This window comes from Streptomyces smaragdinus, from assembly GCF_009604385.1.
GTDB lineage: Bacteria > Actinomycetota > Actinomycetes > Streptomycetales > Streptomycetaceae > Streptomyces > Streptomyces smaragdinus.
The window spans coordinates 1-11,554 of sequence record NZ_WEGJ01000078.1; the positions used below are offsets into that span (position 1 = coordinate 1).

9 protein-coding genes are annotated in these 11,554 nt (G+C 72.6%); 7 read left to right on the forward strand and 2 right to left on the reverse strand.

Going from position 1 to position 11,554, the window contains the following annotated elements:
- The first annotated feature begins 50 nt into the window (after positions 1-50).
- Both SRB5_RS35300 and SRB5_RS35305 read left to right on the forward strand, forming a co-directional pair.
- The gene (locus SRB5_RS35300) at positions 51-2,876 is read left to right on the forward strand and encodes a serine protease (protein WP_153457884.1); all 2,826 of its coding nucleotides are present in this window, start codon (positions 51-53) and stop codon (positions 2,874-2,876) included.
- 84 nt (positions 2,877-2,960) lie between these two features.
- Positions 2,961-3,911, forward strand: coding sequence for a bifunctional riboflavin kinase/FAD synthetase (locus tag SRB5_RS35305; protein WP_323379032.1), 951 nt, complete (start codon positions 2,961-2,963; stop codon positions 3,909-3,911).
- On the opposite strand, the gene SRB5_RS35310 is transcribed toward SRB5_RS35305, so the two are convergent.
- Positions 3,908-4,234, reverse strand: coding sequence for a hypothetical protein (locus SRB5_RS35310; protein WP_153457888.1), 327 nt, complete (start codon positions 4,232-4,234; stop codon positions 3,908-3,910). The genes SRB5_RS35305 and SRB5_RS35310 overlap by 4 nt on opposite strands.
- 223 nt (positions 4,235-4,457) lie before the next feature.
- Here SRB5_RS35310 and SRB5_RS35315 point away from each other — a divergent pair, with 223 nt between their 5' ends.
- From SRB5_RS35315 to SRB5_RS35335, 5 genes are read left to right on the forward strand one after another with little or no spacing between them, the layout of a single operon-like run.
- Entirely contained in the window at positions 4,458-6,305 is a 1,848-nt protein-coding gene (locus SRB5_RS35315; RefSeq protein ID WP_153457890.1) for an ABC transporter substrate-binding protein, read from the forward strand.
- Between the two features lie 6 nt (positions 6,306-6,311).
- On the forward strand, positions 6,312-7,394 hold the full coding sequence (locus tag SRB5_RS35320; RefSeq protein ID WP_323379033.1) for an ABC transporter permease: 1,083 nt from the start codon (positions 6,312-6,314) through the stop codon (positions 7,392-7,394).
- Positions 7,391-8,356, forward strand: a complete 966-nt coding sequence (locus SRB5_RS37675; protein ID WP_323379034.1) for an ABC transporter permease — start codon at positions 7,391-7,393, stop codon at positions 8,354-8,356. Before SRB5_RS35320 ends, SRB5_RS37675 begins: the two co-directional genes overlap by 4 nt.
- A gap of 20 nt (positions 8,357-8,376) precedes the next feature.
- Positions 8,377-9,357: an ABC transporter ATP-binding protein gene (locus SRB5_RS35330; protein ID WP_153457892.1), complete on the forward strand. Its 981-nt coding sequence runs from the start codon at positions 8,377-8,379 to the stop codon at positions 9,355-9,357.
- On the forward strand, positions 9,354-10,337 hold the full coding sequence (locus tag SRB5_RS35335; RefSeq protein ID WP_153457894.1) for an ABC transporter ATP-binding protein: 984 nt from the start codon (positions 9,354-9,356) through the stop codon (positions 10,335-10,337). Before SRB5_RS35330 ends, SRB5_RS35335 begins: the two co-directional genes overlap by 4 nt.
- Before the next feature lie 21 nt (positions 10,338-10,358).
- Here the strand turns inward: SRB5_RS35335 and SRB5_RS35340 are convergent, their stop codons facing one another.
- On the reverse strand, positions 10,359-11,372 hold the full coding sequence (locus SRB5_RS35340) for a MinD/ParA family ATP-binding protein (protein ID WP_407704032.1): 1,014 nt from the start codon (positions 11,370-11,372) through the stop codon (positions 10,359-10,361).
- Between the last annotated feature and the right edge of the window lie 182 nt (positions 11,373-11,554).

Below are 11,554 nucleotides of genomic sequence, written 5' to 3' on the forward strand. Positions count from 1 at the left end.
ACCCCCCACCGGCCAGAACACCCCCTGAAGCACAAGCAAAAGGGGCGTACATGCAGGAACCGCAAACCCTCACCCTCCGAGACCTGGCCGGCAGGCCAAGAGGCACCGGATTCCTCGTCGACCCCCACAGCGGCACCCTCCTGACCAGCCACGCCGCCGTGGACAGCCTCCCCCGCGTCGTCCTCCACGCCCCGGGCGCGGACACCACCGTCCTCGTCGAGGCCCACGACATCACCCCCCTCCCCGGCCAAGGCCTCGCCCTCGTCCGGGCGGACGCCCTCAGGGGCAGCCCCGCGTTCCTCCTGGCCGGAGGCGAGCCTCCGGCCCCCGGCACCGCCCTGAGCCTGCGGCTCCCCCGCGAGACCCTCAACACGGAGGCCACCGCCCTCGGCGCGGTCACGTACACCGCCACCGACGCCTTCCACCTCATCGAGCCCGCCCTCGAGCTCACCGGCGTCGACCCCGACCCCTGCGGTCACACCGCCGGAGCTCCCCTCGTCGACCCGGGAACCCACACCGTCCGGGCCGTCCTCGGGACGGCGATGCACGGCGCCGGCGGCGGCCGCTGCCACGCCGTCCTGCCCCGCGCCGCCGGCCAGTGGTCGGAGGAGCTGGCGGCCGTCCTCGAGGCCAACGGCCGCACCGTCCCCGGCTACGGCCGCGACCTCAACCTCGCCGGCCTCCGCACCCTCACCGCCGCCGGCCTCCCGAAGCCCCCGCCCCCCACCGAACGCCCCGGCGTCCGCGCCGAGTTCGACCGCTTCCTCGCCGGCGCCGGCACCCACCTCCTGGCCCTGGTGGGCGACCCCGGAACGGGCCGTACCACCGAACTCGCCGCCCTCGCCCACCGCACCGACGCCCCCGCGATCCACCTCCGCGGCGCCGACCTCCGCCTCACCGACACCGGCGTGCGCGACGCCCTCCACCGCGTCCTGCCCGGCCCGTCCCCCGAGGAGGCCGCCGCGCTCGCCCGGCAGGCCGGACACCCCCTCGTCGTCCTCCTCGACGCCCCCGAGGAGATGCCCCCCGTCCTGGCCCGCGACCTCGGCGTCTGGAGTACGCGGACCGCCGACTGGCTGCGCCGGCACGGGGCGAGGCTCATCGTCGCCTGCCGTCCCGAGTTCTGGGAGCACGCCGCCGGCCGGCTCCCCGCCGGCATCCTCCACCGCCCCGAGACCCCCTGCGGCACCCTCCCGCCCTGCGTCCGCGTCGGCGACCTCACGCCCGGGGAGGCCGCCGACGTCCGTGCCCGGTACGGCATTCCGGGCGGCGCCGTCCACCCCGACGCGGCCCGGCACCCCCTCGCCCTGCGGTTCCTCGCCGACATCCGTGCCGCCGCCCCGCAGCCCCCGTCCGGAGTCCCGCGCCGGTGCGACATCCTCGACGCCTGGCTCGCCCTGACATGTCTGCGCGTCGCGCGGCGGATCACCCCCGCCGACCCCCGCCGTACCGCCGCCCGCGTCGCCGGGCGGGTGCACGAGGCCGCCCGGCGCTGCCTCGGCCCCGGGCAGGGGGAGCTCGACCGGGCCGCGTTCGAGGAGCTGTTCCCCTGGACCGACGGGCTGGCCGGCGCGGTGCTGGCCGAGGGCCTGCTCGAACCCGCCGGCGCCGGCTACCGCTTCGCCCACGAGGAGCTCGGCGACTGGCTCCAGGGCGCCCACCTCGATCTCGACACCGCGCTCCCCCTGCTCACCGACCCGCAGCCGCGCGAGCGCCGCACCGCGTCCGTGCCCCCGCACCGGATCGGCCCGCTGGTCGAGGCCCTGCTGCTGGTCGGACGGCGGCACGGTCCCGACGCCCTGCGCGCCCGGCTGACGACCCTGGCGGTGTCGGTCGCCGCCTGGGCACACACCGCCCCGGAGCCGCCGGCCCCGGGGGCCTGGTGGGCCGCCCATCTGCTCGGGGAGACCCTGCTGCGGGTCCCGGACGCCGGGCCGCAGCTTCCGGTGCTGCGGCTCCTCGCCGAGCAGCTGCCCGTGTATCCCGCCGGCCCCGTCCTCGCCCCCTTCGGCCCGTCCTTCTGGCACCGGCTGCCGCTCACCGCCGCGGACCGTCTGGAGCTGCTGCGGCTGCTGGTCCCCGCCGACCCCGCCCGCCCCTCCCGCTTCCTGCGCGAGGCCGGCGAGCTGCTCGCCGCCGACCCCGTCGCCGTACAGCCGCTGCTGGCCCGGTGGTTCGACGACGAGCGGCCGGTGTCCGCCCGCTCCAGGGTGACCGTGGGCGACGCCGCCACCGCGCTGCTGCACACCCACCGCGCCGCGGCCCCCGACGCGCTCACCGACACCCTCGCCGACACCGCCCACCCCCGCGCCGGCCGCCTCCTGACCGCCCTGTGCGAGGACGAGCCGTCCGACCTCTGCCGTGCCGTCGACCGCTGGGCGCACGACCCCCGCCCCGCCCGGCACACCGCCGCCGCCGTGTACGGCCCGCGCGCCGCCCGGCACGCCACCGCCGACGCCGACCGCGAGCTCCTCGCCCGCGCCGCGCTCGCGCTCCTCTCCCGCCCCGGGGGGTTCAAGGGCGCGGCGCTGGCGATCCTGGTCCACGATCCCCGCACCCGGCAGGCGTATCTGACGCCCGCCCTGTCGCTCTTCGCGGCCGGTGACCCTTGTCTCACCCCCGCCGACCTCGTACCGGCCCTCGCCACCCACCCGGAGCCCGTGCTGGCCGCCCTCCGCGACCGGCTGGACGAGCCGGGGACCGGCCCGGCGGACGTCCTGCGCACCCTGGCGGCCGAGCGCGATCCCGTGGTCGCGCGGCACGCGGCGGAGCTCGCCGCCGAGTACGCGACCCGGCATCCCGAGGCCGCCGCGGCCGCCGCGGGACCCGGTATGCGGCGGACCCCGGGCGTGGCGAGCCCCCGCCGCGCGGGGTGACCATCCGGGCATGGGAGGCTTGGTCCCGCGTCCATGCCTCATCATGGACAGCTGAGACGGTCGATTTGTCGAGGAGCGGGCAGAGTGCAGCGCTGGCGTGGCTTGGAGGACATCCCCGAGGCGTGGGGGCGCAGTGTCGTCACCATCGGATCCTTCGACGGCGTACACCGGGGGCACCAGCTGATCATCGGCCGGGCCGTCGAGAAGGCCCGGGAGCTGGGCGTCCCGTCCGTCGTGGTGACGTTCGACCCGCATCCGTCGGAGGTCGTACGGCCCGGCAGCCATCCGCCGCTGCTGGCCGCGCACCACTACCGGGCGGAACTGATGGCGGAGCTCGGCGTGGACGCGCTGCTGATCCTGCCGTTCACGGCCGAGTTCTCGAAGCTGGCGCCGGCCGACTTCGTGGTCAAGGTGCTGGTGGACAAGCTGCACGCGAAGGCCGTCGTCGAGGGCCCGAACTTCCGCTTCGGCCACCGGGCCGCCGGGGACGTGGCGTTCCTGGCGTCGCTGGGGGAGACGTACGACTACGAGGTCGAGGTCATCGACCTGTACGTGTCCGGCGAGGCCGGCGGCGGCCTGCCGTTCTCGTCCACCCTGACCCGCCGGCTGGTGGCTGAGGGCGACGTGGCGGGCGCGGCGGAGATCCTCGGCCGCCCGCACCGGGTGGAGGGCGTCGTGGTGCGTGGCGCGCAGCGCGGCCGCGAGCTGGGCTTCCCCACGGCGAACGTCGAGACCCTCCCGCACACCGCGATCCCCGCCGACGGCGTCTACGCCGGCTGGCTCACGGCGAAGGGCGAGCGGATGCCGGCGGCGATCTCCGTCGGCACGAACCCCCAGTTCGACGGCACGGAACGGACGGTGGAGGCGTACGCGATCGACCGCGTGGACCTCGACCTGTACGGGCTGCACGTGGCCGTGGACTTCCTGGCGTACATCCGCGGGCAGGAGAAGTTCGCCACGCTCCAGGACCTCCTGGACCGGATGAAGCAGGACGTCGACAGCTGCCGCACCCTGACCGCCGAGGCTGGCGCCTAGGACCCGTCGGCGAGCTTCAGCACCGTCGGCCGGCGGTCGGTCGCCGGCTCGACCACGGTGTCCGCGTCCCAGGTGGTGCGGTCGTACGTCAGCGGGCCGGGCACCAGTGTCACGGCCTTGACGACCTCGCCGTCCTCCTCGAAGACGAGCAGATTCCCCTGGTCGTAGTAGCGGTTGTCGTCGAGTACGGGCTCACCCGCCACCTTCTCGACCTCCTCCGCCGTCGCCCCCTCGCCGAAGGCGTGCACCCGGTCCCAGCCGAAGTCGGTCAGGTCGGCGAGCCGGCGGAGCGCCGCCGCCGGACGGTGGGTCGGCCGGGTCACGGGTGCGTCAGCCTCCTGTGTGACAACAGAGCATCCAGCGTAGCCAGTTGAGAAGGCGCCCCGGTGAAGGTTCACGCCGCCCGAACCTCCCGTGGACTACACCAATGAGCTCCGGCGACGATTTCATTACGACCGCGAATCACGGCCCCCGCCGAAGATTGCCGCCGCCCCGGAAAGCGCAAACTCCGCACCAGCGGAACGGGACCTTGGCGAAGGAGAATCCGTGACGATATCGGTGGCCGTAAGACGCAGCTGGACCTCCGCGCGGCGCGCCGCCGCCCTCGGCGCGGGGTTCGCCGTGGCGGTGGCGCTCGCGGGAGGTGTGCCGCAGGCGAGCGCGCAGGACGACGGCGGGAAGAAGGTGCTCGTCGTCGGCAAGGTCGGGCTCAACGACTTCGAGGACCTGAACCCGCTGGACTCCGGCTGGGTGATCCAGGGTGAGATCAACAACCTCATGTACGAGCCCATGATGACCTGGGGGCAGAAGGACTACGCCCCCGCTCCCGGCATCGTCGAGAAGTGGGAGTTCAGCCCCGACGGCAAGACCTGGACGTACCACTTCGACCCCAAGGCGAAGTGGTCCGACGGCAAGCCCATCACGTCGAAGGACGCCAAGTTCACCCTCGACCTGATCAAGGGCAACGAGGTCCTCGCCGGCAGTGAGACCAGCCTGGTGGACCCGATCACCTCCGTCGAGGCCCCGGACGAGCACACGCTGGTGGTCACGCTGGACAAGCCCAGCGGAATCATGAACCACATGAACAACTTCCACATCATGCCCGAGCATGTGTGGAGCAAGATCGCCAAACCGGAGGAGTACCAGGGCGAGCCCGGCCAGCCCACGTCCGGCCCCTTCACGCTGAAGGAGTTCCGGCCCAAGGAGCGGGTGGTCCTCGAGGCGAACAAGAACTACTGGCGCAAGCCCGTCGCGTACGACGAGCTGGTCTTCCAGAACTACGAGACCGCCGAGGCCGCCGTCCAGGCCATGCAGGCCGGCGAGATCGACTTCCTCGACAGCCTGAACCCCGAGCAGGCAACCGCCCTGGAAAAGACCAAGGGCATCAAAATCAACCGAGCCCCCAGCCGCCACCTCGACATGCTCGAGTTCAACACCGGCGCGCAGACCAGATCGGGCGAGAAGCTCGGCGACGGCCACCCCGCGCTCGAGGACCCGGCGGTGCGCCAGGCCATCCACCACGTCATCGACAAGGACCAGCTGATCGAGCGCATCCTCGACGGCAACGGCACCCCGGGCGTGGGCCTGGTCGCCCCCATCTTCCCCAACTACTACTGGGACCCGGGAGCGGACAAGGTCGAGGTCAGCGCGGAGGCCGGGAACAAGCTGCTGGACGACGCCGGATACACGCAGAAGAACGGCGACGGTATCCGCATCGACCCCAGGAGCAAGCGGCCGCTGTCGTTCCGCCTGCTCTACCACTCCGACCGCCCCGCCTACGCGGACGTCGTGGACTTCCTGGTCACCTGGGTCAAGGAGCTCGGCATCGAGCTGAAGCCCGAGTCCAAGGAGTCCGACCCGCTCAACAAGGACGGCGACGCGGGCAAGTTCGACATCACCTTCGGCGCCTGGAACTTCGGCCCCGATCCGGGCGAGGACTACGAGTACTACACCTGCGACCGCGGCCGCCCGGAGAAGGCCGAGCCGACGGGGCTGACGATGGCGTTCTGGTGCAACGAGGACTTCGACACGCTGCAGGCGGCCGAGGTCGCCGAGCCCGATGTCACCAAGCGCGGGCAGATCGTCAAGGACATGCAGAAGATCGAGTACGACCAGGCGCCGCAGATCGTGCTCTGGTACGACTACGCGCTCGAGGCGTACTCGGGCAAGTGGACCGGCTTCGGCACACTGCCCTCCAGCGGCGGGGCGATCGCCCGGCAGCAGTCGTACTACGGCTACGCGCAGGCCCATCTCGTAGGCGGCGACGAAGGGGACGGCGGGGACTCCGGGTCCAGCACCGGGGTGATCGCGGGGGCCGCTGTCGCCGGTGTGGTCGTCATCGGCGGGATCGTGTTCTTCGTCCAGCGGCGCCGTACCGTCGGCGAGCGCGAGTAGGCGCGCGTGGCGGACATATCCCGTACCGGGGTGGCGGAGCCGTCCGCCGCCCCGGGCGGTACCCCGCAGTCCGATCCCGCGCAGGCGGCTGTACTGCGCCGGGCCTATCGCGGTGAGTTCCTGCGCTTTGTCGCGGTGAAGTTCTCCGGGGCGCTGGTCTCGCTGGTGATGGTGGTCCTCACCTCGTTCTTCATCTTCCGGGTACTGGCCGGGGATCCGGTGGACGCCGTCGTCGGTGACACTCCGGCGACTCCCGAGCAGGTCGCCGCGATCCGGGAGCGGCTGGGGCTGGATGAGCCGATGGGGGTGCAGTTCTGGGAGTATCTGCGGTCGCTGTTCACGATGGACTGGGGGACGTCGTACGTCTCGGACAAGAAGGTCACCACCCTGCTGTGGGAGCGGCTGCCCGCCACGGTGCTGCTCACCGCCACGGCGATGATCCTCGCGGCGGCGTTCGGCACCTGGGTGGGTGCCCGGTCCGGCTGGCGGCGCGGCAGCACCGGCGAGAAGGTGCAGGTCGGGGTGTCGCTCACGCTCTGGTCCACGCCCACCTTCTGGCTCGGCATGATCGCCATCGTCGCGTTCTCGGTGAAGCTGGGCTGGTTCCCGGTCAACGGGATGCACTCCACCCGGGGCGTCGGCGACGGCTTCTGGGACGAGTTCTTCGACGTGGCCCACCATCTGGTGCTGCCCGCCCTCACCATGGCGGCGGTGCTCTACGCCCAGTACGTGCTGATCATGCGCACCTCCATCCTGGAGGAACGCGGCAACGACTATCTGACGGTGGCCCGCGCCAAGGGCCTGCGCGACGACCACGTCCGCCGCCTGCACGCGGTGCCCAACGCGCTGCTGCCCACGATCACCCTGGCCGCGGCGGAGTTCGGCACGATCTTCAACGGCTCGGTGCTCACCGAGACCGTCTTCAGCTGGCCGGGTCTGGGTCTGACCTTCTACCAGGCGATCAAGATCCCGGACATCCCGCTGCTCCAGTTGCTGTTTGTGTTCTTCGCCGGCACGACCGTTCTGGTGAACTTCCTCGCCGAGATCTTCTACCGGTTCCTCGACCCCAGAGTGCGGAGGTCCGCGTGAGCACCACCGAGTCACCACCGCCTCCGGTGCCCGCGGACGTGATCAAGAGTTCCGGGTCGGAGCGGCCGCAGTCCGCGCGGGCCATCGTCTGGTTCCGCCGCCGCGCCGCGTTCGGCGCGTTCTGCCGGTCATACGCGAAACACACCAGCGGGGTCATCGGTCTGGTGGTGCTGCTGGCGATCATCCTGGCCACCGTCCTCGCCCCGCTCTACACCGACCGCGCCGACCTCAACGCGGCCACCGCGCCCGGCGGACGGATGGAGTCGCCCAGCGGGGAGTTCTGGCTCGGCACCGACCGCACGGGACGTCCGATCCTCACGATGATCGTCTGGGGTGCGCGGGTGTCGCTGCAGATCGGTCTCACGGCCGCGGTGATCGCCGTCGCCTTCGGCACCGTCGTCGGGATGGTCGCGGCGCACTACGGCGGCTGGCTGTCCTGGCTGCTGATGCGGGTCACCGACTGGTTCATCGTGCTGCCCGCCTTCATTCTCTCGATTGCCCTGGTCGTGGCCCTGGGGTCGGCGAGCAAGTGGGTCATCATTACCGCCATCGCCCTCAACTCCTGGGCGACGACGGCCCGGCTCGTACGGGCCCAGACCCTGTCCATCGAGGGACGGCCCTATCTGGAACGCACCCGGGCGCTCGGCGCCGGCGACTGGCACCAGATGACCCGGCACGTACTGCCCAACCTGATGCCGCTGGTGCTGGCCAGCGCCACGCTGCGGGTGTCCGCGGCCATCCTCTCCGAGGCGTCCCTGGCGTTCATCGGTCTGGGCGATCCGCGCTCGTTCTCCTGGGGCATCATCCTGGCGCGTGCCCAGGCCGAGGGGGCGGTCAGCTACGGCGCCTGGTGGTACGTGCTGCCACCGGGCCTGGCCATCCTCGCCTTGGTGCTGTCCTTCACCCTCATCGGCCGCACCATGGAATCCGTCCTCAACCCGCGCCTGCGCGACGACCGCTGACCGGAAGGGGACACCGAACCATGACACCCGTCCTCGACATCGACGACCTGCGCATCACCTACCACGGCTCCCGCGGCCCGATCCCCGCCGTACGAGGCGTCTCCCTCACCCTGGACCCCGGCGAAACCCTGGGCCTGGCCGGGGAGTCCGGCTGCGGGAAGTCGACGCTGGCCGCCGCCGTGCTGCGGCTGCTGCCGCCCGGCACCGAGGTGACCGGGCGGATCCTGCTCGACGGGGAGGACGTGCTGACCATGGGCTGGGGGCGGCTGCGCGCCGTCCGCTGGGCCCGGGCGTCGATCGTCTTCCAGGGGGCCATGCACTCCCTCAATCCCGTCCAGCGCATCGTGCGGCAGATCGCCGAACCCATCGTGCTGCACGAGGGCGTGGAGCGCGCCGCCGCCGAGGACCGGGCCGTGGAGCTGATGGCCGCCGTCGGACTGCCGGCCTGGCGGGCGAAGAGCTACCCGCACGAACTCTCCGGCGGCCAGCGCCAGCGCGTGATGATCGCGATGGCGCTCGCCTGCTCACCGGACCTGATCATCGCCGACGAGGCGACGACGGCGCTCGACGTGATGATCCAGGCGCAGGTGCTGCGGCTGCTCAAGTCCCTCGTCGCCGAACGGTCCATCGCACTCGTCATGATCAGCCACGATCTGTCCGTGCTGACCGACACCTGCGAACGCCTCGCCGTGATGTACGCGGGACGCCTCGTCGAGTACGGGCCCGCGCACGAGGTGTTCACCACCGCCCGCCACCCCTACTCCGAGGGCCTGGCCGGCGCCTTCCCCACCGTGGGCGACACGGCGGCCCGGCGCCGGCCGCGCGGGCTCCCCGGCGATCCGCCCGACCCGGCGGCGCTGCCGGGCGGCTGCCCGTTCCACCCCCGCTGCCCGGTGGCCCTGGACGCCTGTGCCACGACGGACGTGACCCTGCTCGACGTACGACCGGGGTGGCGGGCGGCGTGTCTGCGGGTGCCCGCGACGAAGGAGGCGGACGTATGACCCAGGCGGTCGTTCCCGTGACCGAACCCCTGCTGAGCTGCCGCGACCTCGGCGTCCGCTTCCGCGCGCCCGGCGGCCGCACCGCCCGGGCCGTCGACGGCGTCAACCTCGAACTGCGGCCCGGCGAGATCCTGGCCCTGGCCGGCGAATCGGGCTGCGGGAAGACCACCCTGGCCCGCACGCTCCTCGGGCTGGAACGGCCCACGGCGGGCGAGGTGTTCTTCCGGGGCCGCCCGCTCGGCTACCGGGGCAAGGACCTCAAGGCGTACCGGCGCGAGGCCCAGCTCGTCCTCCAGGACCCCACCGGCGCGCTCAACCCCCGGCACACCGTGTACGAGGCGGTGGCCGAGGGGCTGCGCATCCACGGGCTGCACCACGACGAGCGCGAACGCGTCGCCGACGCCCTGTCGCGCGCGGGGCTGCGGCCGGCGGAGAAGTTCTTCATGGCCTATCCGCACGAGCTGTCCGGCGGCCAGCGCCAGCGCGTCGTCATCGCCGGCGCCCTGGTGCTCGACCCGACGGTGATCATCGCGGACGAGCCGGTGGCCTCGCTGGACGCGTCGGTACGGGGGGAGATCCTGGCCCTGTTGCTGCGGCTGCGGGACGAACTCGGGCTGTCGGCCGTCGTCGTCACCCACGACCTCGGGCTGGCGTGGAACATCGCGGACCGGATAGCCGTGATGTACCTCGGGCGGATCGTGGAGTACGGGGACGTGGACGAGGTGCTGACGCGGCCCCGCCATCCGTACACCAGGGCGCTGGTGTCGATCCTCCCGGACAGCCCGGTCGGCGAACCGCAGATCCTCACCGGCGAACCGCCGGACGCCACCCAGGTGCCGGGCGGCTGCCGCTTCCACCCGCGCTGTCCGGCACTGCGGGACGGCTCGGCGGCGGCCGTCGCGGACGACTGCCGGCGGACGCGGCTGCCGGTGCTGGGGGAGCCCGGCGTCGCCTGTCATCTGCGGGCCCGTCCCGCGTAGGGGACGGGCCCGTCGCGTGACCTACTGCTGCCGGGGCGGCCAGCCGTAACCGCCGCCGGGGGGCGGGCCGCCCTGATTCGGGGCGCCGGGGTGGGGCGGCTGCGGGACGCCGGGGGGCTGCGCGCCCTGGGGCGGGCCGGGCAGCGGCGGCATCATGTGCGGCGGCTGCTGCCCGCCGGCCTCGCCCGCCCACAGGCCCTGCGCCCGCTGGGCCCGGCTGAAGTCCTCGGCGACCATCGCCGCGAGGTTGAAGTACGCCTCGCGGGTCCGCGGCCGCATCATCGTCAGATCCAGCTCGGCGCCCGCCGACAGATGCTCGTCGAACGGCACGACCACCACACCGCGGCAACGCTGCTGGAAATGCCCGACGATGTCCTCCACCTTGATCATCTTGGAGGTGTCGCGCACCCCGGAGATCACCGTGATGCTGCGCTGCACCAGCTCCTGATAGCCGTGCGCCATCAGCCAGTCCAGCGTGGTGCTGGCGCTGCTCGCACCGTCCACGGACGGCGTCGACACGACGATGAGCTGGTCGGCGAGGTCCAGCACCCCGCGCATCGCGCTGTACAGCAGACCGGTGCCCGAGTCGGTGAGGATCAGCGGGTACTGCCGGCCCAGGACGTCGATGACGCGGCGGTAGTCCTCGTCGTCGAACGTCGTCGAGACGGCCGGGTCCACGTCGTTCGCCAGGATCTCCAGGCCCGACGGGGCCTGCGAGGTGAACCGGCGGATGTCCATGTAGCTGTTGAGATACGGGATCGCCGTCACGAAGTCGCGGATCGTCGCCCCCGTCTCGCGGCGCACCCGGCGGCCGAGCGTGCCGGCGTCCGGGTTGGCGTCGATGGCGATGACCTTGTCCTGGCGCTCGGTGGCCAGCGTCGAGCCGAGGGCCGTCGTCGTGGTGGTCTTGCCGACGCCGCCCTTGAGGCTGATCACCGCGATCCGGTAGCAGGACAGCACGGGGGTGCGCAGCAGCTCGTAACGGCGCTGGCGCTCCTCCTCGGCCGCCTTGCCGCCGAGCTTGAAGCGGGACATGCCCTGCTTCTGCTTTCTGGCGGGCTTGTGCCGGTTGTGCAGCAGCTGGTCGGAGGAGAGCTCGACGGCCGCCGTGTAGCCGAGGGGGGCGCTGTGCGGGGTGTCCGTCGCCGCGCGGCGGGCCGGTCTATCGACGCCGTACCCCGCGGCCAGTGGGAGGCCTGCACCGCGCTGTCGATGTC